At 39.7% G+C, this 21,460-nt stretch carries 22 protein-coding genes; 8 read left to right on the top strand and 14 right to left on the bottom strand.

What is annotated here, in order from left to right; genetic code table 11:
• Positions 1 to 25 precede the first annotated feature (25 nt).
• Together ACSLUF_RS01510 and ACSLUF_RS01505 are read left to right on the top strand one after the other, a co-directional pair.
• A complete protein-coding gene (locus ACSLUF_RS01510; RefSeq protein ID WP_435624369.1) occupies positions 26 to 865 on the top strand; it encodes a phosphatase PAP2 family protein in 840 nt (279 codons plus the stop codon).
• An 85-nt stretch (positions 866 to 950) separates the two neighbouring features.
• Positions 951 to 1,472: a ferritin gene (locus ACSLUF_RS01505; RefSeq protein ID WP_435624368.1), complete on the top strand. Its 522-nt coding sequence runs from the start codon at positions 951 to 953 to the stop codon at positions 1,470 to 1,472.
• A gap of 250 nt (positions 1,473 to 1,722) precedes the next feature.
• Here the strand turns inward: ACSLUF_RS01505 and ACSLUF_RS01500 are convergent, their stop codons facing one another.
• The 7 genes from ACSLUF_RS01500 to ACSLUF_RS01470 all read right to left on the bottom strand — a co-directional run bounded on the left by ACSLUF_RS01500 (position 1,723) and on the right by ACSLUF_RS01470 (position 7,847).
• Positions 1,723 to 2,136 (bottom strand): hypothetical protein, encoded by a 414-nt coding sequence (locus ACSLUF_RS01500; protein WP_435624367.1) that lies wholly within the window; start codon positions 2,134 to 2,136, stop codon positions 1,723 to 1,725.
• Positions 2,137 to 2,272: 136 nt separating this feature from the next.
• A complete protein-coding gene (locus ACSLUF_RS01495) occupies positions 2,273 to 2,605 on the bottom strand; it encodes a single-stranded DNA-binding protein (protein ID WP_435624366.1) in 333 nt (110 codons plus the stop codon).
• Between the two features lie 193 nt (positions 2,606 to 2,798).
• A complete protein-coding gene (locus tag ACSLUF_RS01490) occupies positions 2,799 to 3,983 on the bottom strand; it encodes a PQQ-binding-like beta-propeller repeat protein (RefSeq protein ID WP_435624365.1) in 1,185 nt (394 codons plus the stop codon).
• Between the two features lie 26 nt (positions 3,984 to 4,009).
• On the bottom strand, positions 4,010 to 4,417 hold the full coding sequence (locus ACSLUF_RS01485) for a hypothetical protein (protein WP_435624364.1): 408 nt from the start codon (positions 4,415 to 4,417) through the stop codon (positions 4,010 to 4,012).
• A gap of 20 nt (positions 4,418 to 4,437) precedes the next feature.
• A complete protein-coding gene (locus ACSLUF_RS01480) occupies positions 4,438 to 5,379 on the bottom strand; it encodes an SMP-30/gluconolactonase/LRE family protein (RefSeq protein ID WP_435624363.1) in 942 nt (313 codons plus the stop codon).
• 12 nt (positions 5,380 to 5,391) lie between these two features.
• On the bottom strand, positions 5,392 to 5,877 hold the full coding sequence (locus tag ACSLUF_RS01475; protein WP_435624362.1) for a hypothetical protein: 486 nt from the start codon (positions 5,875 to 5,877) through the stop codon (positions 5,392 to 5,394).
• Positions 5,874 to 7,847 (bottom strand): alpha/beta hydrolase-fold protein, encoded by a 1,974-nt coding sequence (locus tag ACSLUF_RS01470; protein ID WP_435624361.1) that lies wholly within the window; start codon positions 7,845 to 7,847, stop codon positions 5,874 to 5,876. The genes ACSLUF_RS01475 and ACSLUF_RS01470 overlap by 4 nt, the downstream gene beginning before the upstream one ends.
• Positions 7,848 to 8,043: 196 nt before the next feature.
• Here ACSLUF_RS01470 and ACSLUF_RS01465 point away from each other — a divergent pair, with 196 nt between their 5' ends.
• Genes ACSLUF_RS01465 through ACSLUF_RS01455 form a run of 3 tightly spaced genes read left to right on the top strand, consistent with a single transcriptional unit; the run spans position 8,044 to position 10,247 of the window.
• Positions 8,044 to 9,123 carry a sensor histidine kinase gene (locus ACSLUF_RS01465; protein WP_435624360.1) on the top strand — a complete coding sequence of 360 codons (1,080 nt, stop codon included), beginning with the start codon at positions 8,044 to 8,046 and terminating at the stop codon, positions 9,121 to 9,123.
• Positions 9,089 to 9,778 (top strand): LytR/AlgR family response regulator transcription factor, encoded by a 690-nt coding sequence (locus ACSLUF_RS01460; protein WP_435624359.1) that lies wholly within the window; start codon positions 9,089 to 9,091, stop codon positions 9,776 to 9,778. The genes ACSLUF_RS01465 and ACSLUF_RS01460 overlap by 35 nt, the downstream gene beginning before the upstream one ends.
• Before the next feature lie 52 nt (positions 9,779 to 9,830).
• A complete protein-coding gene (locus tag ACSLUF_RS01455; protein WP_435624358.1) occupies positions 9,831 to 10,247 on the top strand; it encodes a DUF3052 family protein in 417 nt (138 codons plus the stop codon).
• A gap of 9 nt (positions 10,248 to 10,256) precedes the next feature.
• Here the strand turns inward: ACSLUF_RS01455 and ACSLUF_RS01450 are convergent, their stop codons facing one another.
• Positions 10,257 to 10,649 (bottom strand): VOC family protein, encoded by a 393-nt coding sequence (locus tag ACSLUF_RS01450; RefSeq protein ID WP_435624357.1) that lies wholly within the window; start codon positions 10,647 to 10,649, stop codon positions 10,257 to 10,259.
• A 92-nt stretch (positions 10,650 to 10,741) separates the two neighbouring features.
• On the opposite strand from ACSLUF_RS01450, the gene ACSLUF_RS01445 reads away from it, so the two are divergent.
• The gene (locus ACSLUF_RS01445) at positions 10,742 to 11,341 is read left to right on the top strand and encodes a GNAT family N-acetyltransferase (RefSeq protein WP_435624356.1); all 600 of its coding nucleotides are present in this window, start codon (positions 10,742 to 10,744) and stop codon (positions 11,339 to 11,341) included.
• 1 nt (position 11,342) lies between these two features.
• Positions 11,343 to 11,747 carry a hypothetical protein gene (locus ACSLUF_RS01440; protein WP_435624355.1) on the top strand — a complete coding sequence of 135 codons (405 nt, stop codon included), beginning with the start codon at positions 11,343 to 11,345 and terminating at the stop codon, positions 11,745 to 11,747.
• Positions 11,748 to 11,763: 16 nt separating this feature from the next.
• Here ACSLUF_RS01440 and ACSLUF_RS01435 read toward each other — a convergent pair whose 3' ends face one another.
• The 6 genes from ACSLUF_RS01435 to ACSLUF_RS01410 form a co-directional block, all read right to left on the bottom strand.
• A complete protein-coding gene (locus tag ACSLUF_RS01435; RefSeq protein ID WP_435624354.1) occupies positions 11,764 to 12,885 on the bottom strand; it encodes a glycerate kinase in 1,122 nt (373 codons plus the stop codon).
• Positions 12,882 to 13,925 carry a S66 peptidase family protein gene (locus ACSLUF_RS01430; RefSeq protein ID WP_435624353.1) on the bottom strand — a complete coding sequence of 348 codons (1,044 nt, stop codon included), beginning with the start codon at positions 13,923 to 13,925 and terminating at the stop codon, positions 12,882 to 12,884. The genes ACSLUF_RS01435 and ACSLUF_RS01430 overlap by 4 nt, the downstream gene beginning before the upstream one ends.
• Positions 13,926 to 13,970: 45 nt before the next feature.
• Entirely contained in the window at positions 13,971 to 15,575 is a 1,605-nt protein-coding gene (locus ACSLUF_RS01425; RefSeq protein WP_435624352.1) for a sodium:solute symporter, read from the bottom strand.
• Entirely contained in the window at positions 15,572 to 16,165 is a 594-nt protein-coding gene (locus ACSLUF_RS01420; protein ID WP_435624351.1) for a GNAT family N-acetyltransferase, read from the bottom strand. The genes ACSLUF_RS01425 and ACSLUF_RS01420 overlap by 4 nt, the downstream gene beginning before the upstream one ends.
• Before the next feature lie 4 nt (positions 16,166 to 16,169).
• Complete coding sequence (locus ACSLUF_RS01415) at positions 16,170 to 17,480, bottom strand: amylo-alpha-1,6-glucosidase (protein ID WP_435624350.1); 1,311 nt, start codon at positions 17,478 to 17,480, stop codon at positions 16,170 to 16,172.
• Positions 17,481 to 17,568: 88 nt separating this feature from the next.
• Positions 17,569 to 20,247 (bottom strand): TonB-dependent receptor domain-containing protein, encoded by a 2,679-nt coding sequence (locus tag ACSLUF_RS01410; RefSeq protein WP_435624349.1) that lies wholly within the window; start codon positions 20,245 to 20,247, stop codon positions 17,569 to 17,571.
• Between the two features lie 183 nt (positions 20,248 to 20,430).
• On the opposite strand from ACSLUF_RS01410, the gene ACSLUF_RS01405 reads away from it, so the two are divergent.
• Positions 20,431 to 21,456 carry a LacI family DNA-binding transcriptional regulator gene (locus ACSLUF_RS01405; protein WP_435624348.1) on the top strand — a complete coding sequence of 342 codons (1,026 nt, stop codon included), beginning with the start codon at positions 20,431 to 20,433 and terminating at the stop codon, positions 21,454 to 21,456.
• The last annotated feature ends 4 nt before the right edge of the window (positions 21,457 to 21,460 follow it).

The following is a 21,460-nucleotide window of genomic DNA, read 5'->3' as shown; positions in this document are numbered from 1 at the left end:
TTTTAAGCACTAATTATTCAACCTTATGCGACTTATAACCCTATTACTCCTGTTGCTTATTTGTCATCAACACCATGCACAAGAATTAAAACTCAAAAAGAAAGATAACCTATGGAATAATTTCACTTACGACATGGGTAACGTTTTTGGAGGAATTGGTCATGCTTATAGCCGTCCCTTTCACTGGAAAGGAAACGACTGGGCAAACTTTGGTTACTTGGCCGGGGGAACACTGGCCCTTTTCACTGTAGATGATGAATTGGACGAGTGGGCGGATGGATTCCGAGATGATATCCCCGATTTTTTGGTGGATTATGGAAATGAATACGGTAGTCCTGAGAATAACTACATGCTGACAGGAGGGGTCTATTTGGCTGGATTATTCACTAAGAATGAAAAATTAAGACGCACAGGGGTTCTCCTTATCGCATCGGCCACGGCAGGTGGTTTTTTACAGCAGGTTAGCAAGCGAATAATTGGGAGGGCGCGTCCAAAGAGCGGAGAATCCTCCAGCACATATGACCCTTTTAACTTGGACAGGGTTTTTAATTTCGATTCGTTCCCATCGGGACATGCCATGCTAGCTTTTACCAACGCCTATGCCATTGCCAAACAATTCAAGAGTCCTTGGGTAAAAGCGGGAATTTATACTGTGGGTTCAATTCCCGCATTGGCAAGGGTCACAGACCGCTTCCATTGGGTTTCTGATGTTGTTTTCAGCACGGTGTTGAGTATTTTCATCGTAGAGTCTATTGACAAGTATCTCAACTCCAAGTATGAGGAAAAGTATAATGATCAACAAAAAAAATTGAGTTGGAACCTCAACTTTGGACCAGGGACCATGGGTATTGCGGTACGTTTCTGATTTTATGTAATCTGATTTTAAATAACCGGGTGCCGGTTCTGAAACCAAGTCCATTTTGTAATTTTGCTCAACTAAAAAAATTGAAATGTTATCAAAAAGATTAGAAAAAGCGCTTAATACCCAAATCCGAATAGAAGCGGAATCCTCTCAGGTATACCTTTCCATGGCTTCCTGGGCGGAGGTAAAAGGACTGGAAGGTGTCGCTGGTTTTATGTATGGCCATGCTGATGAAGAGCGTATGCACATGCTAAAATTGGTAAAATACGTTAATGAGAGAGGCGGCCATGCTGTGGTATCTGACTTAAAAGCTCCAGAAACCGAATTTGGCACCCTTCAAAAGATGTTACAAAAATTATTTGACCACGAGGTTTTTGTATCCCAAAGCATCAATGAGTTAGTGCACATTACTTTGGAGGAGAAGGATTACGCGACGCATAATTTCTTGCAATGGTATGTAGCTGAACAATTGGAAGAAGAGGCTTTGGCACGAACAGTTTTGGATAAAATCAATTTGATTGGGGACGATAAGGGAGGACTTTATCTTTTCGACAGGGATATCCAACAATTAACTGTAGAGAGTGCCGCATCCGACACTGCTGGTGAATAAGTGTTAATAACTATTTATTTAGATTAATTTAAAATAGCTATATTTGACCCACTGAGATATTCAGATGGGGAAAACAAAAAAGGCCAGCAAAAAGGAAAAAGCTTTACTAAAAGAGCTGTCGCTTACCAATTGTAAGACCAAATGCTGCAAAAAATATAAGAAGTCAGAAAGCAAGCGATGTAAACGCTGTCCTTGTTATGATTTACTGAAAAAAGTTGCATAGAGAACCGCCCAATGGCGGTTTTTTCTTTTACTGTTTTACAGCACTGGATTGAGCCACCTTTTCAAGATTAGTACTGAAGAATTCAGAGGCGTCGGGTACCGACAGATAGTTTCTCATTTTATTCCAATACACATCACTATGATCACATGCCCCATCACATTCCTGAAGATATTTGCGATGTGCTTCTTTTTTGCCCTTCATATACACCAAGTAGAAGGAAAAGTTCGATTTACCCAACTCTCGTTCAAAGTTTTCTTGATCGTTCCAATAGTCTAACTCGCCTTGGTGGTCCAATTGAAGTCCCTGTTCATAGATGGCATCCCTAATTGCCAAATCCTCATAAAAGCGGAGTAACTTAGTATCTGTCAAAGCAGTTTGTCCTTGGACCTGGAAGCTAAGACCAACTAGCAATATTCCCAAAAACAAATAACTCCTTTTCATTATTTACGTTGCTTTTATCAATAGACGACAATGTTATGCAATGGTTACTTAATTTTATTTTAATTTATCGTTAAATCCTTGATAATAAAAGAAAAAGGGGCATACTGCCCCTTTCATCGATGATTTACGTGGATATCTATTTATCCAGCATTAGTAGTTCCTTACACTGTATCTCAGTAATATAGCGCTTCTCTCCCTCCTTGGTTTCATAGCTTCTTGAGGTAAGTTTTCCTTCAACGGCAACTTCCTTGCCCTTGACTAGGTAGCTCTCAACGATTTCAGCTGTTTTTCCCCAAGCGACTACATTGTGCCATTGGGTTTCCGTTACACGTTCCCCCTTTGCATTCTTATAGCTTTCATTAGTAGCCATGGAGAATTTGGCCAGCTTGTTTCCATTCTCCAAAATAATTACTTCAGGATCGTTTCCTAGGTTTCCAATCAACTGTACCTTGTTTTTCAGTGCATTCATAATTTTAATTTTAGCGTTAAACAGTTAATACCATCGAATTGCATCATTCGACAAGGCAAACTTAAAAGGTACAGATTGCTAAAATCGGTTCAAAAACAATTGTTTCCGTTTGTAAACGGATGTAAATGATTAATCAACATAAAAATAGGCTCAGGTATTTGATGCCAAAACCCTGTTTATTAGTTTTGTTTTGCTATTTGAGTAATACCGCATACAGATTGCCATCAGAGCTCCCAAAATAAAGTTTATCATCATAAACTACAGGGTCAGATAAAATCGAGCCCAAATCGTGAATCATCTTTTCTGATTCCAAATAATCCTTACCGTAAAGATCAAACCCATCAAGAAAAGTGCCGTCAGGTTTAAATATTTTGTGATAGTTTTTTTTACTGGCTTCAGTTTGAAATACCCAATTGAATTTGCCAGTTTTATGGTTTACACTTGTAATCTTTCCATCAAATGAGCTAAAGATGATTTCATCTTTGTAAGAACTAGCTTTGGAATAAATGCGCATGTTCGTCGGTACTTCCCATTCCTTAAGGCTTGTATTGATATTGTAACAATAGAACATATGTCCATCAGAAGAACCGAAATAGACATGTTCCCCATGTATTTTAGGGGTTGAAATAATCCAACCTCTGGGCTGTCGGTAATTCCAAACCCCTGTCCCAGTTTTGGTGTCAACAACGTATAAATTATAGTCCCGACTCCCAAAATATACTAGGTCATTGTGAATGCTAACACCCCTTTGAATTTCGCCTTTTGGAAAATAACGGGCACCTATGGTCTTAAATTTCCAAATTAGCGCCCCATTATACTTATTTAGTTTGTACAAGTGACCGTCAAAACTTCCAATATATACAGACTCCTTATAAACTACCGAATCTGCATGAACCACGTCATCGGTCTTATACTTCCATATCAATTGCCCATATCGTACATCTATTGCATACACATGTTTGTCACCAGACCCCCAATACACAATATTTTCGTTTACTTGTGGGGATGACAGATAATAATCCCATAAACCATATTGTTTCTCTCCTTCAGATTTAAATTTCCATCTTAGTGTACCATCCGCTTTATTTAAGCAGTATAGACTTCCGTCGGTACTCGAAAAGAAAATATTCTTAGCATCTAGGTATGGTGAAGAATGTACTTTACCCTCGGTTTTGTATTTCCACAATAATTTTCCAGTTTCAAGTTCCAAAGCATAGAGATGCCCATCACCACTCCCAAAAAAAATCATAGTGCTTTCAACAACAGGAGTGGAATAAATTCTATCGGCTGTTTCGAATTTCCAAAGCATTTTCTTTTGCCCATAAGAAACACGTAAGCAAATCATTACCATGACCAGAAAGAGTACATTTTTCCTCATTTTCGTATTTCGTTTTTAGGTGTTGGTCATTCCCAATGTTTGACCTTTTCCTTATTGAAAATTGTCCTCCGAAATTCATTCGGTTTTTTATTATTCAACAACTTTAACTCCCCCCGCTCTTCAATTAGTTCCCGGAAATGGGATTCTCTCAAATTGTATTGGGCCTCATCCTTATACGTGGTAATCAGAATCAATTCGAAAGGGGCTTCTTCACTAAAAGGGGTTTCCATGACATCATACGAATGAATGTAATCTCGTTCCACTGCCATTTGCCTTAGGATTTTCCAATTGTTTTCGAAATAAAACATGGTTTCGTCTCGATTCCCATCCAATATTTGAACAAAATCCAAGGTGGAAATCTTGTCGTTTTCTTGGGCACTTCCCCCAAACATGCCGACCAACAAGAGACCAATCAAAATTCTTAGGTTTTTCATTTTTATTTTTTAAGGTATAATCAAAGTTTTAGTTTTCGAATAATTACGGGTTCAAGGCTGTCCATAGGTTTTATCCGTTTTGCCTTTTGATTCACCCCACTTCGTATCTGCGAATTGACGATGTAATGATAGTATCCCCCACCCAGCTCGCCCGTGGTACTTGAATCAAATTCCTTTCCCGAATCCAATATTTCTGCCGAAATCAATTTCGTTTTCTGTTTGTTGAAATAAAACTTCGTGATCTTTGTACTTTGATGACCAATGAAATAGTCTTTGTACAGGCAAAGACCATCAATACCTCCGGAATTCATCCCCTCGGGGGAATCTAACAGTTGAAATTGTTCCGTTTTAGGGTCAATTCTCAAAATTCCCTGATCAACAGCAACGAATAAGACATTAGCGGAAGGGTCATATACAATTCCATTTGAAAAGGTGTATCCATCCAATTCCAACCACTTTTGAAGGGTGTCGGTTTCAGGGTCTATTTTGTAAATCCATCCATTCACACTTTCTGTTGCATATACAGAACTGTCCGACGCCACCGTAAGATCATTTAGAAATAGTTGTGTTGCGTAACCAAACTCCCTGTACTTCTTTTTCAGGTTATTTTGCCCCATATCAAATGCAAGAATGGTGGTTATCCATTCAGCTTCGCCCGATTTATTGACAATTGGGGCTAATGCCGCACAAACCCATAAGGTTTTTGTGCTCTCATCATATTCCATACCTATTGGGCTTAAAATTCCAAAATCCTGGCTTCCAATAACCTCAAATTCTTTGCCCGTGGAATCAATACCTATAATTTTCTGTCTGTAGACACTCCCTATATAGATTGTTTTTTCCTTGATATTGTATGCGGTACCTTCGGGAATCAAATCCTTTTCTTTCAGGATGAAATCCATTTTTTCTTGTCCATGGCAAATAGCACCCAATAAAAAAAAGAAGCTGCAAAATTTTTTCATTTACGAATCATTTCAAATCGGTTCATTGGTGGATATTGCACACTCTACTTTCCATCCTTCCTTGGTTTTTCGGTAAATGGCGGTCCAAGCAAAATGGGTTTGTCCGATGGTTTCCTCACCGTTTTCATCTTTATAGGATACCTCAACAATCTTGTCCACAATGGTATATGCCAACGAACCATCTTCTGAAAAACGGATAATAGGTTCTTGCAAATCATCCCATTTTAAAAATTCCACTTGCGAAAAGTAGCTGTGATAACGACCCAGTTTTTCCTCAAGCCGAGGTCTGGTTATTTTTCCTTTTTTAACTTCAATATAATTTGATGATAGTTGATTGACATAGGAAATTGAATCCTTTTCAAAATGATATTTTCGCTGGGCGTTGTGAAGCTCATAAATTTCTTTTCTTGCTTTGTCTTCGTCAAAGTCTGTTTTTTCTGAGCATGATTCGAACAAACAAATGATCCCTAAAAATGCAAGAATTATGGATGGTTTCATTTTCTATTTGATTTATTGATGTATGATTCAATTTCCTTAAAATCCACTTGATAAATATCCGTATCCGTGTTTTCGAGCTGCTTACTGCTGATGAAAACCAATTTCTTGGAATTGGGCAAGTAGCGAATGTTTAAATCTGATCCCGTAGTATTCAATTCGCTCAGATGTTCTGGTTTTGACCAACCTTGGTCAGTTTTTGTGGACACATACATATCCCCGTAAGCCGACAATCCATCTGATCGACCGGAAGATTCAAAAAGCATCCATTCGGTACTTGGTGCGACCAATAGATTCCATTCCCCAGAAATCCCATTGATTTCGCCTTTCAAAAGTTTTGGGGTACCATAAGTTCCGTCACCATTTAGTTTGGCCATATAAAAGTCTCCCAGTCCCGAGCTCCCTTCCCGAATGGAACTGAAATACAGGTTTCCTTCAGAATCGGTAACCGGGCTTGCCTCGTACCCTGGAGAATTAACTGTTTTTATAGGCTTTGGATTGGACCAGACGCCTTCTTTTAAATTGCTTTTCCAAATATCTGGATTACCGTCACTTTTGCCTGGATAACTTCTAGTGGATACGAAAAAGGCCTCCCCACCATCATAGGAAATAAAGATATCGGAATCACTGTCTTTTGTATCCTTCTGACTAAAACTGGAAATTCCTTTGAACTGCCACTTACCATTCGTATTTCGATATTCATAAATTTTTGAAGGTGGGTTTTCCCTGCTACCCCATTTTCCATTATGTCTGGAAACGTAGGCTTTGGTTTCGTCAGGACTAAATGCCACAGAAGTCTCCACTTCTTTTGAAGACAAGTCCACAATTTTTTCCATTGGAGACAACAATTGGCGAATTTCACGCTCAATTACCGTTTTCATCCGATTGGGCATGCCTCCTATTTCAAGTGCCCTTTGATAACTCTCAATGGCTTTTTTAGAATCCTTTTGACCTTTAAAGACGTACCCTAAATAATAGGAAGGTTGATAGTTACTTTCTTGTTGCGTTTGCAACCATTTGAGGAATTCGGTTGCTTCCTTGGACTTCTCCTCTTGATGGAGACTTAGGGCTTTGGAAAGCATGGCATCCATTGGAAACAAAAATCGCGCTCCGTACTCCTTTTTAAGCTTGACTATATTTACTTTAAGACCTTCCAAACCCAGGGAATCATAAACAGAAACCATATCATTTGCCCATTTCCGTTTTGGGAACAGATACCCTAAACCTCGGTGCAATGAAATGGGCACATTGCTAAAATGATCTTCCCCTCCCATAACTTCAGAATGTAATTCCAAATTCTGCGACAAACCCTCTTCTTCCAACCAAGCCACGAAATCTTTGCTGGCCTGTGTATTGCCCCTATCATCGGTCCCTGCCGTTATGTAGACAAATGGTTTTTGGTCATTTTCCCTCGCATTAAAATCTCCATACATATAGTTATCCTTCCACCACACCGATGGACTTATAGCGATATATCCATCAAATAAATTGGGTTGTTCTTTTAATGCAAACAATGAGAACAAGCCTCCGAAACTGTGTCCTACCAACACATTGTAATGTACGTTTTCAAATTCCTTTTCCACTTGAGGTTTCAACTCATCAGCTATAAATTCAAGAAATGAATGTGCCCCACCACTTCCAGGAAACCTTGTGTCATCTTTAGTAGGGGTTAAATCCCTTGTTCTACTTCCCATATTATCTATAGAGACGACTAGAGCTTTGGGCATTAAATTCCATTTAATCCAATGACCTAGGGTTCCTTGGACCAACTCATGGTTCCAGTTGCCGTCCAGCACATAAAAAGCAATCTGAGCATTCGATTTTTCTTTTGGATAGTAGAGTTCCATTTTTCGATTCTTTGCCAATATGGCTGACTCAATTTCCATCTTCTTGGTCTCATAATCCAACTCCTGAGCCAGCATATTGACTACATAACCAACCATAATCATAAAAATCAGAAACGTCTTATTCATGAGTTTGTAATCCTTGTTAGCATACAATAAAATAAAGGAAAGCATTGAAAATAAATAATATACCGCTGGCAGACTGTACATTTCAGTAGCTGAACAATCTTTCAAATTGGCTTTAACAGCATTAATCGCCCTAAACCTGTCGTTTAACTTCGCTCTAGGCGTCGCAGCCCTCTTTTTTAATAGTTTTACCTACTCAATGAGGGACAAAAACAACATTTATTTGCTTTGGCACTTTGCCTTCTGGATAGCCTATATTTTTATAAAGGTGTATCATGAATACCTTTGGACTTATCCAAAATACGATTATCTAGGCGTTTACGGTGTAGTGCGAATGTGCCTTATTAGCCAAATAAGCACCTTGATTCCAAAAATGCTTTTCACTTATTGGGTAGCTTATTGGGTTCTGCCCCTTTATAAAGGCCCAATTGTCAAAATTCTCTGGTTTCTATTTGGACTTGGAGCTTCAGCAGTGCTTTACAGATTGTTCGTTTTTCTTGTTGTAAAGTCTCAACTGTTAGGCGATTTGACATGGGACGTCAATATTTTTGGACTGCGTAGACTTTCATCCACCATAATGGATTTGTTTTGGGTAGCCGGGATAGGAACGGCTTTGGTTTTGTTACAAAAACAAGCCCTTGCCAAAACCAGGGAAAAAGAACTGGAAAAACAGAAATTGAATGTTGAACTTAAAGCCCTTAAACAGCAAACTAACCCCCATTTTCTCCTGAATACCCTGAATAATTTATATGTTCTGGCTCGCAAAAAATCAGGAAAAACCCCAGAAGTAATTCTGAAACTGGCAGAATTGTTGAAGTTTATGCTTTATGGGAGTCCAGAAAACCATATCCCATTGTCCAAAGAGATAGAATTAATACATCATTATATTGATTTGGAAAAATTACGATTTGGCGATACCCTTAAAATGAATCTTTCCTTAGCTAAAGAAACAGATGGTATTTACATTGCCCCCTTGCTTCTTTTGCCTTTAGTAGAAAACGCTTTTAAGCATGGTGCTTCAGAAAATATTGGTGATAAGGAAATCAGTGTTACCTTACGACTAACCGATGATACCCATCTTTCTTTTGAAGTGACAAACTCAATGGATTCCAACAGAATAGTAAATACAAAAGGAATAGGTTTACAAAACTTAAAGAGACAGCTTGAACTTCAATATAAGGAGTTCTCATTGGAAGCAGGACCTTCGAACAATCAGTTTTCAGTACAACTAGCTTTAGACCTTAGTGAAAAAAATCAGATGTCATATCATAGAGGATGAGCCTCTTGCCGCTGAACTCTTAGCAGACTATATTCTTCAGGTTTCGTATTTGGAGCTTAATGGAATCAGCTACAATGCCATGGAAGCCCATGTTTTTTTAAAGGACCATCCCGTAGATTTGATTTTCTTGGATTTACATTTACCCAGTATTCGAGGTTTTGATTTTTTAAAAAGCCTGCTTAATCCACCGGCTGTTATTGTAACAACGGCGTATACCCAATATGCCCTTAAGGGATATGAATTCAATGTAGTTGACTATTTGGTGAAACCGATTCCTTACCATAGATTTTTGCAGGCGGTTAATAAGTTTCCCATGGAAGAAAGAAAGCCACAACAGCTATTGAAACCCATCCATTTCAAATCGCAACGAAAAAATATCCCAATCTTCCCCAACGAAATTCTATACGTGGAAAGTAAAGGAGACTACGTACAGGTGCATCTCATGGATAAAGTCGTATCGAGCAAACAAACCCTCCAAAGCACATTGGAAAAGTTGGACAAGGATTGCTTTATTAGAATTCATCGTTCTTTTTTAGTGGCCATTGAAAAAATAGAATCTTGGAACCATGAAATCATCTTAATACAAGGTCAAAAGTTACCAATAGGTCGAACTTACAAGCATAATTTTTTGAAAAAAATGGCTAGTAGTAAATAGGAGTTTCGCTCAAGGCTAAATATTTTGTATTTTCCTTAAAACTCATTTCCCTATGAGCACAGCAGGTTACTCGGGAACCCCATTAGCCAAGAAATTAGGTATTAAACCGGGGTTCATTGTTCAAGTTTTTAATGAACCCAAACCCTATCTGGAGTTTTTTCACGAATTTCCAGATGAAGTGGTATTCGTGGGCTCCACAGAAAAAACAGAAGTTGATTTCATTCACATTTTCGCCACAACAACTCAAGAATTGGAATCAAGTCTGGCTACGGCAAAGCCCAACCTGAAAAAAGACGGGATGCTCTGGGTAAGTTGGCCTAAAAAAACTTCCAAAATTCCAACTGAAATTGACAAGTTTAATGTAATGAAAAGTGGACAGGAACAAGGTCTGGTTGACACCAAAGTAGCTGCAGTGGATGACCAGTGGAGTGGGCACAAATTTATGTACCGTTTAAAGGATAGAAAATAACCGTTGTTTTTATTTTTTTAACTCCAACAAATCCCATTTGTTGCCATACAGGTCTTCAAAAACCGCAACAGTTCCGTATTCTTCTTCCCTAGGTTCTTCAAGAAACCTGACCCCATTTTCCGTCATGTTTTTATAATCCCTCCAAAAATCATCGGTGTCCAAAAACAAGAATACCCTACCCCCAGTTTGATTGCCAACGCTTTTCTTCTGCTCTGAATTGGCTGCTTTTGCCAAAAGTAATCCACTATTTTTAGAATTTTTTGGTCTAACCACTACCCATCTTTTTTCTTCTGACAATATGGTATCGTCAACCAAATCAAACCCGACTTTTTGGGTATAAAAACCTATGGCCTCATCATAATCGTGAACTACCAAAGTCGTAAGCCCTATATTTTGTTCCATTCCAAGAAAAATCAAAGGTTAGCATTCAAAAGTACATTTCTCTTGCCAACGAGCTTTAAAATCCCATTATATTTGAACGTAAAACTTTGGCAATGGCAAAATGGCTAAACCCAATTGAATTGGAGGGGAATTTGGCAAAGCTAATTCCCTTGGAAGAGGTAGACAGGTCGGAAGTGTTGCAAGCAGCTTCAGATGGAAATCTTTGGGAATTATGGTATACCTCCGTTCCCTCGAAAGACAATCTTGATGCCTATGTTGATTTTGCTCTACAACAGGAATCTGAAGGATTGGCTCTTCCCTTTGTTGTGATTGAAAAGTCATCAGGCAAGGTTGTAGGTTCTACGCGGTATTGTAGTGTGGATGCTCCCAATCGCAGAGTGGAAATTGGATATACATGGTATGCCCAAAGCGTCCAACGAACCGGAATCAATACGGAGTGTAAATATCTCTTACTCCAACATGCCTTCGAAACCTTGGATGCGATTGCCGTGGAGTTTAAAACTAACTTTTTTAATTTTCCATCCCGAAATGCCATTTTAAGGCTAGGAGCCAAACAGGATGGTATAATTAGAAACCATCGCATTGACAAAATGGGAAACATTCGGGATACCGTTATCTTTTCTATCCTAAATAGTGAATGGCCCGCAGTCAAAATATCCTTGGAACACAAAATGAAAAAGAAATATTCCTAAAATGAAGGTTTTATCAGATAAAGAATTTGAAGCCCAATTTGAGTCTGGCGTACTTCCTCCAGACCTTTTTACCCATGAGGCGCACATCCGATTGGCCTGGATTCATATAGGAAACTACGGTTTGGATAAAGCCATTTCCAACATTGTCCAACAAATCCAATCGTACACTGCCAAGCTTGGTGTTACAGATAAATTCAATAAAACCTTAACCATTGCAGCTGTTCGTGCAGTCTATCATTTTATGCTAAAATCGAACTCTTCTGACTTTCCGACCTTCATCAAGAATAATCCTAGATTGAAGTACAATTTTAAAGAACTCATGGCAAGTCATTATGGTTTTGACATCTCTAATTCGCCACTGGCGAAAAAGCAATATCTGAAACCTGATTTATTGCCTTTCGACTAGGTTAATCGCAATATGTCTATAAGAGTTTTGCAAAATTATAGGCGGCAATCACCAGATTATCATAACTCTTTTCCTTGGCTTCTTGCAAAGTTCCTGGTTGGTTTAAAATAGAAGTCACATAGGTCAAACCCAAAGTTTCCAATTCATGAATATTAACCGAAACCGAGCCACAAAAAGCGGCTACGGGTATTTGATATTTTCGAGCAGAATCCAATACCCCAGCAATGGTTTTACCGGATAGGGTCTGACTATCCAATTGTCCCTCTCCCGTGATTATCCAATCTGCATCATGAATGGACTCATCAAATTGGGCCATTTCCTTCATCAAGTCAATTCCAGAGGTCAAGACTGCATCTAAAAAAACCACGGAACCTCCTCCCATACCACCGGCTGCTCCTGAACCCGGAATGTTTTGAACATCTTTCCCAAATTCTTTTAGAATAACATGCGCCAAGCTTTGCAGTCCCTCATCCAAAAGAACAACTTCCTCCTTTGAAGCTCCTTTTTGCGGACCATAGACATACGCTGCCCCCTCTTTCCCATAGAATGGATTTTTTACATCACAGGCGACTTTAAATTGAACGTCTTTTATTCGAGTATGACATTGCTCTCGCTTTATATCAACAATTCGGGAAAGGTTCTTACCGATGGGTTCGACTTCCTTACCATCCGCATCCAAAAATTGATAGCCCAATGCTTTTGCCATACCGATTCCACCATCATTGGTTGCGCTTCCTCCAATTCCCAAGACTATTTGCTGTGCACCTCTATCCAGTGCATCGTGAATAAGCTGTCCAGTGCCTAAGGATGTTGTATGCATACAATTCAACTCCGATTTAGGAAGTAATTTATATCCCGACGCCTCGGACATTTCGATAAATGCAGTTTTCTTTTCCTCTGAAAAAAGATATCCAGCCTGTATTTCTTGAAATAAGGGATTTTTTACAGCAACCTCTACCTCCTTCGCCCTGAGGTATCTTTTTACCACTTCAATGGTTCCATCCCCTCCATCGGCCAAAGGTTTTTTTAGAATTTCGGCCTTCGGAAAAACCTTTTTTATTCCTTCCTCCACAGCATCACAAAATTGCTCGCCGGAAAGAGAACCTTTGTATTTATCGGGAGCAAGGACAAACTTCATCGAATCTGTTTTTCGAAGGTTACTATGGCTTGGTTTTCTCCTACATCCAGGATTACTGTCTCGCCAAAAATCATGGTTCTATTTTTATCTCCATGTCCGGCTGGGAAATCGAAAAGCACAGGAAAATCACATTCCTTTACCACATCCAAAATGAGTTCTTCATTGGACATACCGAATGGGGTGGTATTTGTTTTGACCATGGTTATTTCTCCAACCACCAAGGCGGCCAATCCATCAAAGTAACCTGCACGTTTAAGGCTATATAACATCCTATCTATACTGTATCTGTACTCCCCAATCTCCTCAATAAATAGAATTTTACCAGTAGTATCCAGGTTGGCATCGGATTGGAGACTGGCCTGGAGCAGGGACAGATTACCCCCTATCAAGACCCCTTTTGCGATACCTTTTTTATTAAAAGGAGATGAATCCAGTTTGTATTGCAACGGTTCCCCAAAGAGTGTTTCCTTAAGACTAGTAATATTTACTTGGGTTTCTTCAGAAAGCTCTTCACTTAATTCCAGGCCAGCGGCCATCATTCCATGAATACTTTGAATTCCGAATTGATCTAATTTTCCATGAAACGCGGTTATGTCCGAAAATCCAACCACCCATTTTGGGTTCTTTTTAAAATTGGTAAAATCCAGCTTATCCAATATCCGCATAGAGCCATACCCTCCGCGAGCACACCAAATAGCCTTTACGCTTGGGTCATCCATTGCATTTTGAAAATCCTCTGCTCTTTGTTGGTCGGTACCGGCAAAGTGATTGTTCTTAGCGAATACATGTTTTCCCAAAACAGGATGCAATCCCCAGGATGATACTATCTCCATGGCTTTTGAAATACTCCTTTCCCGATTCTTAAGTATTCCTGCCGGAGCTACTATCGCTATGGTATCTCCTGATTTTAGATAAGGAGGTTGTATATACGATGAGTGATCACTTTGTCCGAGGGAGAAAGTGGTTACAAAAAAAACAAGGCTAAAAGCAACTAATCTACAAGAGTGTCCTTTCATATTTCCGAATGCTATAGGATTCAAATATACCCTCGTTTTACGGACTTTCTCCCAACAAATGCCTTAAGCTTATGAAAGAAGGCTAGGCATATAGATACTCAACACCACAATAAGGGCAAAGAATCCAAGCAGCAATGCGACTTCTTTTCTAGATGGGGAATACACCACTTCCAAACCTTCATTAGCCTTTCTTTTAATCAATCCGCTTACCACAATGGCTACTATGATGGTCACCACACAACCAATGGCATTCCACCAAAACCAAAATACATCGGGCACATAAAGCCACAAATAAATATTAAAGAGCACGCCAACAACAATTCCAATATTTGCCCCTAAGGCATGTGTCTTTTTGGTTAAAATAGCTAGTGCAAATCCGGCCAAAATAGGACCGTAAAAGACCGAACTGATTTTATTGATAACCTCTATCACTGTACCTTCAATGCTACCTGCGAAAAAGGCAAAGAACAAACAAACCAACCCCCAAAAAAGAGATAGAAGTCTTGACGTAAGCACATACTTGGAATCGGTCATATCAGGTTTAAAGCGCTTTACAAAATCCTCCATGGTTACCGCCGAAAGGGAATTTACCGTGGAACTCAATGAAGACATAGCTGCCGACATTATGGCGACAATCAAAATACCGATGATACCGTTCGGAAGGTAATTGATGATAAAAACGGGAACCATCAAATCCGCTTTTTTTCCTTCCAAGGAACCTATATTAGCCTGATACACGGATTCCATCATTTCCTGGAAACCTAAATCCTGAACCAAAAGCGTACCGAGTACCAATCCCATGATACAATAGGTCAGGGTCAACGGAAAACGAAACAATCCATTGGCCAACAACAACTTTTTGATTGTAGGCATTCCTTTGGCGGAAAGCAAACGTTGAGACTGGGTTTGGTCCGTTCCATAGTATGAGGCATACAAGAAAAATCCACCTATGACCATTGGCCAAAATCCAAACTCATCATTTTTATCAGCATTGTTAAAGCCCCATTTGGTGAAATCAACGGCGGTGATTCTATCCTTATCCACATTGGTCAAGAAATTATCCCAACCGCCCAATTCGGTTATTCCATAGGCCAAACAAATGATAATACCGAGAAAAAGAATAATCATTTGAATTACATCCCCCCAAATAACCGCTTTCATTCCCCCCTGGAAAGAATACACCAAGGTAATCACCCCAATAATCAACACCGAAATCCAAAAGTCAACCCCAATAGTGGCCTGAAGAATTAAGGCCATCGTATACACCATGACCCCTGTAGCCACAGAGCGACTAATTTGAAAAACAAAACTTATCAATAATCGTGAAGACGCATCAAAACGCTTTTCCAAGTATTCATAAACACTTACGATTCCCGATTTATAAAGGGTTGGAATCAATGCCACCATGAGAAAAGCCATGGCTAGTGGCACCCCAAATTCATACGTAAGCCATTGCAATCCTCCCCCGTCTTTTAATCCCACAAAAGCTGGTGCAGAAATAAAACTAATAGCCGAAAGTTGGGTTGCCATTGTGGACAAGCTTAAAGGAAGCCAACCCATACTGCGTCCACCTAAAAAATAATCCCCTGAACTTTTATTTTCCTTAAAAAAATACCCTATCCCCAGAAAGGCTATGAGGTAAACGATAATGATGATGTAGTCAATGTAATTCATAATCTTTGGTTTAGGTTATTTTTGATGGTATTGAACCACTCTTCTTTAATCATCCCAAGCAGAACCGCATCCTCCCTTCCGGTTTTGTGAATCGCGGGGAAGGCATTTCGTATTCTTCCTTCTTCTTTGAGACCTACACTTTTCATGGCCGCAATACTGACCGCATTTTCCGCATGGGCTCCCAAGCCGGCACGCTCCGCCCCCATCTGTTCAAAAGCAAACTGAAACATCAGGTATTTACAGTTTCTGTTCAGTCCCGTACCTCTAAAATTCTTTCCGTACCACGTATATCCGATTCGGACGACATCCATATCTAGGTCAAATCCAAAATACCGAGTACATCCGGCATAGCTATTTTTTTCCTTATCAAAAACTGCAAAAGCGTAGTGCTCTTTTTTCTTTCTCAATTCGATGGCATCCAAAAAATATCCTTCAAAATTCAGACTCCCATCCGAAGCTCCCAAAAAATAGGTCCAAATTTCCTTTTCCTCAGCCAATGGTTTCAACTTCTCCAAATGATTTTTGCTTAGTGGTTCCAGAATCATCCGGTCATTTTGCAAAACATAGTTTTGGGAAAAATCGAATTTCACAGCATCAGTTTTTGGCTGAACTCAACATATCAATAAACAAGGCTGCGCTCCATGAAAAGTTATTTCCACCATATCCGCTATTCTCCGTATCTGGATTGTCCTTTCTGCAATCAAAATACTCGTAAAATCCAAACTTTGATATCAGTTCCAAGGAATCTTTTCTTATCTGCTCGGCCATTTCATGGAAATTATATCTCAAAAGTCCATGATAAATCATCCAATTCATATTTATCCAAACCGGTCCTCTCCAATATTTCCGTGGATTGAATCTGTCATTTGTAGGGTCGAACGAAGCACATAAGTATTTGTTATCACCTCCAAACTTAAGCTGCATGGTATTTTTTAAAACTTCAGCCCGAGATGCATCCGGAATACCGCCAAACAAAGGCGCAAAGGAAGAGGAACAGACATAAGGAATTTGGGCATTGTTTCGGAGATCGTAATGCACATAGGCTCCCAAGGATTCATTAAACAATTTAGCATTCATGCTTTGAATACTTTTTTCTTGTTTTTCCTTTAAATACTTGATTTTATCCTCATTATTCCCCAATAGTTCATATAATCTGATAAGTGATTCGTTGGATCTAATAAGAATGGCATTAAAAAGCGGGTCCAAAACCAAAAATGGGGAATGTGCTGCAATTTTGGCATCGTCGTAATTATGCGCTTTGGCAATCTCAATGATATGAAGGTAATGGTCGTATTCCCTTTTTGAAGGTCTTTGTGCTGGGTCCACATGGGTGGTGTCCCTTCTTTCAAAAGTATACTCAGGAGGGTTCATAGTTTCCCAGATATCGTCCCATATAGGAGAATTATCGGTGCCCGACTCCCAATTGTGATATATATAAACCAGCCCGTCTTGATTTACATCTCGATTTTCATAAAAATAGACGTGGTTGTCATATATCTTATCGATATATTTCTTTACAAAATCCAACATTTCGTCCCCAACAATTTCATGCATCAGTTCCAAAACAAAACCGGTAACAGGGGGTTGGGTCATACCTGTAGAGCGAAATTTTTTTGAGGATTGCGGATGTAAATGCGACAAGTGAAAATCCGGTCCAGGAAAATAGGTGTCGCTATCATTATGAAACACTATATGAGGAATGAAACCATTGTCCCATTGCGCATCCAATAGGGTTTGGATTTCCTTTTTGGCCTTTTTAACATCGTAATGCGCATACCCCAAGGCAATAAATCCTGAGTCCCATTTCCATTGGAAGGGATATAACCCTTTACTGGGAATGGTGAATCCCCTGTCTTGAAAATTATTTTCCAACACCTGTTTCGCTCTATCAATCAATTCTTCCATCCAGATTCTACTTTAAAAGCGTATTGACGGTATTCTAGCCGTCAATACGCAATTGAACCAAACTAACTTAAACTATTCTTTTGACTACTCAAAAATTAAATGTCGCGGTTAAGAAGAACCTTCTAGGCAAGATAGGTCGCCCAAAAAAGAATTCACCATCATCCACTTGACCACCAATTCCGGCTCGCGGATTACCTTCGGTTAGACCATCACTGTCAAATAGGTTGAAAACTGAAAACCCAACACGTACAGAATTGATTTCTTCCGTTCTAAAAGTGTATCCAGCTCCTATTCTGGCTATGGTGATAGCATCCAGTTCCACATTGTTGGTATCGTCTGTAAACTTGCTTCCGGTATGATTCAAAGTAAAATTGGCATCAAAATTACTGTTGTCATAATTGAGCCCTAGGCTTCCCAAGAAATTAGGTTGTCTTCCAATTTCATTCCCTTCATTGATGGTTGAAACGTCACCACTGGTCAAATCCGTTGTTTCATTCTGGGTAATCTCATGATTTTGATAGGTTGCTGTTCCATTCAAGCTCCAGTCTTGTGCAAATCGGTAAAGCCATGTGGCCTCAGCCCCAAAAGTGCGCGTGGTTTGCTCGCTACGTCTTTCATCAATCAATGATCCATTTACAATGGCTTGGTCTACTCTTACCCTATCGCTAAGATTCACAAAATATCCGGCAATAGATCCTGAAAAAGCAGATGTTCCAAACTTTGCCCCTCCTTCAAACTGAAAGATGTTCTCTCCATCATACGCCGTTTCCCGAATTCCAGGCGTTGGAATGAAGCCTCGTTGCTGTGGAAAGAAAAAACCTCTGGAAAAGTTGGCATACAGGTTTGTAGTTTCCGTAAGTTCATATAACCCCGCCAATGAAAAGGCCCAATCCGTGGCATTGATTTCAGCTCTAGTGAATGAGCCATCAGCAAAACGAACTGTACTTAATTCGGGAGTCAGTTCTGGATTATCATACACTTGAATATCTTCCAGACCTCCATCGCTAAATGTACCTGTGGTGGTCTCAACTCTAAGTCCAACATCCACACGCCATCTATCAAAAACCATTTCATCGGTTAGATAGACTGCTGTTCTGCTTTGCGATAAGAATCGATTGGTTGTTTGTCCAATTCTATTATAAATACCACCTTCCGAGAAAATCGTATTTCCTCCTCCAGCATTGGCAAAACTTAAATTTACCAACCTAGGGTTGTTATTGAATTCGGAAAGTACACGATATTGGAAATTCACATCCTCAGCATCACTACGTGCTAAAAAAGCACCTAATGTAAAAGTATGCACATTATTATCCGTCTTTAGACTAATGTTGGCTTCACCTGAAAAATCTTCCAAAGGCCTTAATCTGTCTATATGCAGGTTCTCTACCACCAAGTCATTATCACTTATTTGGGAACCGTCGCCCCCTTGGTAGGTTGCCGTGAATCCTGTATTTCCAGGAGCCACTCGGTCACCCGTAGCGCTCGCATAATCCGAAAGACGGATAGGGTTACCAAAATCTCCATTACCCCCTACATAAAGGGCAAAGTTATGTTTGTAATCGGCGTACCTGATTTTTGATTTAAATCGTAATCTATCGTTGAAATTGTATACAAAATCTCCCATGATATAGCCTCCCTTGGTAAACACACCATCTTCAATGGGGCTATTATAAACCCCGCCAGGAGTCAAAAATGAAGTTTCGGCAAGCTCACCGGACAATAACTGTTCCACATCTTCACCATCATTCCCGGCGATTCGCTCTCTGGAGTCACCTTGTAATGGCAAGGGTAAAAAGAATTGTGCCTTATCGTCTATGTATTGGGCGTGGATAGTAAAAGATCCTTTTTCGAAGCGTTTTTTAATGTTACCTCTAAACTGTACCCCTCTGGTTGCCAGTCCAGTTTCAATCGGGCCATCATCCTTTCTAATGAATCCGGTAAAGGCGTAAAAAGTATTGGAATCTTCACCACCCAATCGTCCTCCGGAATAAAAGTCCGTTTTCAATCTTCCGCGACTTCCCCATTCCACATTAATGATATTACCGGGATTCGTATCTCCCGTCTTGCTGGTGTAGTTTATTATTCCTGCCACAGATCCAGCACCGTACAGAACCGCGGCACCACCACGAACAAATTCAACCCCTTTAAAGCCAATATCCGGTCTAGCGTATACATCATGCGCTGAGGAATTAAGTCCAAAAGTGCTTATCAAAGGCATTCCGTCATATTGCAACGGATTAAATACATACTGCCCTCCAGAAGGAAGACCTCTAACAAAAAGGTTGGTTGCGGTCTCACCACCACCACCTTCTGCCGTAATCCCGGGAACATCCCTGAGAATATCCGCTTGGCTATTTGCTGAAAGCTTGGTGATTTCCGCAATCTTTTTTGAACTAATGGATAGAGGAGCTTGTTTCTGTGACCTGAACGTACTCGAAGCGGTTATGACTACCTCATCCAACTGCTGCCCGCTTTCTTGCAGAACAATGTTCAAAGTTACGGTGGAACCACTTAGGTCTACCGTTTGTTCCATAGGAGAAAAACCAATAAAAGAAATTCGAATAGTCTGGCTTCCGCTTAAATTGGTGGTAAGTAAAAAGTTTCCATCAAAATCAGAAGTAGTTCCTTCAGCGGTACCTACAATCAAAACGTTAGCCCCTAGAATTGGTACTCCCGAGTCGTCTTCTACGGTACCTGTAATCTCTGTCTGTGCGATACCCGTTGTCAAGGTAAGTAAAGCGAATATCGCAAATGCTAAATTTTTCATTTTTGCTTAGTTATTTGTGAGACATTTTATGAGTTAGATTGTCATTTTGTCAATGATGAAGTAAAATTATTAGTATAACCTAATCAAATTGCCAAAATATTGCGATTTTGATATGCAAACGTTTGCGAAAACGTTTTCAATAATTTGCGAAGAAGTAGTTAACTTCATTCCTACTTTTACGATATGAACAAGAAACCAAACGTTACGCTTAAGGAGCTTGCAAAGTCCCTTAATCTATCCATTTCAACCGTATCTAGGGCCTTGAACAACCATCCAGATATCAGCACCGAAACCAAGGATAGAGTTCAAAAATTAGCCGAAAAATCGAATTATGTCCCCAATGTATTTGCCAGCGGGTTTCGAAGTCATAGGTCTCACATTTTGGGTGTGATTGTACCTAACCTTTCACACTATTTTACCACCACCATTCTAAAAGGTGTTTTGGAAGAGGCGGAGAATTTAGGCTACCGTGTCATTATTTCTGAATCCAAAAACGATGAAAAAAAGCAGGCCGAAATGCTAAGTACCATGATTCAATTTGGTGTGGATGGGGTTCTGTTATCTCTGTCGAGAAAAACCAAATCCGTTGATGGGATATTGAAAGTCCTGTCTAGAATCCCCTTGGTGATGTTTGACAAGGTATCCGATAAAATTCCATGTACCCAAGTGGTCATCAATGAAGAGGAAGCTGCTTTTAATGCCGTAGAGCATCTAATCAATACGGGTAAACGAAGAATAGCCATTATCAAAGAGACCGAAGGTTCTTTTAATAGTGAAAAAAGATATGAAGGGTATCTGCGGGCACTAAGGGAACATAACCTACCGATTGATGAAAAGATAATTCTTAGCACGGAAGATATTTCACTTACCAAGGGTAGAATGATGGCCAATGTATTGTTAAGCCTAAAAAAACGACCGGATGCCATTTTTGCCATTACGGATAGTGCCGCTATTGGGGTCATCAAAGCCCTGAATAAATTCAAAATTCAGGTGCCGGAGGAAATAGCTGTAGTTGGTTTTAGTAACTCGGCTAGCTCAACCATCATCAGTCCATCTTTGACCACAGTAGACCAACCAGGGAACAAAATTGGAAAAACCTGCACAAAGTACTTGATTGATGAAATTGAAAATCCAAAAGAAGACCTGATAACCAAAACCGTCGAAATAAAAACCAATCTAGTTGTTCGAGATTCCACGTTTAAAGCGTAATTTT

This window comes from Flagellimonas sp. (genome assembly GCF_965601775.1).
Taxonomy (GTDB): Bacteria; Bacteroidota; Bacteroidia; order Flavobacteriales; family Flavobacteriaceae; genus Flagellimonas.
The sequence above is the reverse complement of the archived record's forward strand: the minus strand, read 5'-3'. Positions and strand labels throughout refer to the sequence as shown.

Excerpts from the sequence above, each read along its gene's own strand:
- ACSLUF_RS01495 (WP_435624366.1), bottom strand. The coding sequence starts at position 2,605 with ATGAATGCACTGAAAAACAAGGTACAGTTGATTGGAAACCTAGGAAAC.
- ACSLUF_RS01435 (WP_435624354.1), bottom strand. The coding sequence starts at position 12,885 with ATGAAGTTTGTCCTTGCTCCCGATAAATACAAAGGTTCTCTTTCCGGC.
- ACSLUF_RS01490 (WP_435624365.1), bottom strand. The coding sequence starts at position 3,983 with ATGAGGAAAAATGTACTCTTTCTGGTCATGGTAATGATTTGCTTACGT.
- ACSLUF_RS01500 (WP_435624367.1), bottom strand. The coding sequence starts at position 2,136 with ATGAAAAGGAGTTATTTGTTTTTGGGAATATTGCTAGTTGGTCTTAGC.
- ACSLUF_RS01440 (WP_435624355.1), top strand. The coding sequence starts at position 11,343 with ATGAAGGTTTTATCAGATAAAGAATTTGAAGCCCAATTTGAGTCTGGC.
- ACSLUF_RS01475 (WP_435624362.1), bottom strand. The coding sequence starts at position 5,877 with ATGAAACCATCCATAATTCTTGCATTTTTAGGGATCATTTGTTTGTTC.
- ACSLUF_RS01410 (WP_435624349.1), bottom strand. The coding sequence starts at position 20,247 with ATGAAAAATTTAGCATTTGCGATATTCGCTTTACTTACCTTGACAACG.
- ACSLUF_RS01450 (WP_435624357.1), bottom strand. The coding sequence starts at position 10,649 with ATGGAACAAAATATAGGGCTTACGACTTTGGTAGTTCACGATTATGAT.
- ACSLUF_RS01510 (WP_435624369.1), top strand. The coding sequence starts at position 26 with ATGCGACTTATAACCCTATTACTCCTGTTGCTTATTTGTCATCAACAC.
- ACSLUF_RS01405 (WP_435624348.1), top strand. The coding sequence starts at position 20,431 with ATGAACAAGAAACCAAACGTTACGCTTAAGGAGCTTGCAAAGTCCCTT.
- ACSLUF_RS01470 (WP_435624361.1), bottom strand. The coding sequence starts at position 7,847 with ATGAATAAGACGTTTCTGATTTTTATGATTATGGTTGGTTATGTAGTC.
- ACSLUF_RS01485 (WP_435624364.1), bottom strand. The coding sequence starts at position 4,417 with ATGAAAAACCTAAGAATTTTGATTGGTCTCTTGTTGGTCGGCATGTTT.
- ACSLUF_RS01445 (WP_435624356.1), top strand. The coding sequence starts at position 10,742 with ATGGCAAAATGGCTAAACCCAATTGAATTGGAGGGGAATTTGGCAAAG.
- ACSLUF_RS01425 (WP_435624352.1), bottom strand. The coding sequence starts at position 15,575 with ATGAATTACATTGACTACATCATCATTATCGTTTACCTCATAGCCTTT.
- ACSLUF_RS01480 (WP_435624363.1), bottom strand. The coding sequence starts at position 5,379 with ATGAAAAAATTTTGCAGCTTCTTTTTTTTATTGGGTGCTATTTGCCAT.
- ACSLUF_RS01505 (WP_435624368.1), top strand. The coding sequence starts at position 951 with ATGTTATCAAAAAGATTAGAAAAAGCGCTTAATACCCAAATCCGAATA.
- ACSLUF_RS01465 (WP_435624360.1), top strand. The coding sequence starts at position 8,044 with ATGAGGGACAAAAACAACATTTATTTGCTTTGGCACTTTGCCTTCTGG.
- ACSLUF_RS01455 (WP_435624358.1), top strand. The coding sequence starts at position 9,831 with ATGAGCACAGCAGGTTACTCGGGAACCCCATTAGCCAAGAAATTAGGT.
- ACSLUF_RS01415 (WP_435624350.1), bottom strand. The coding sequence starts at position 17,480 with ATGGAAGAATTGATTGATAGAGCGAAACAGGTGTTGGAAAATAATTTT.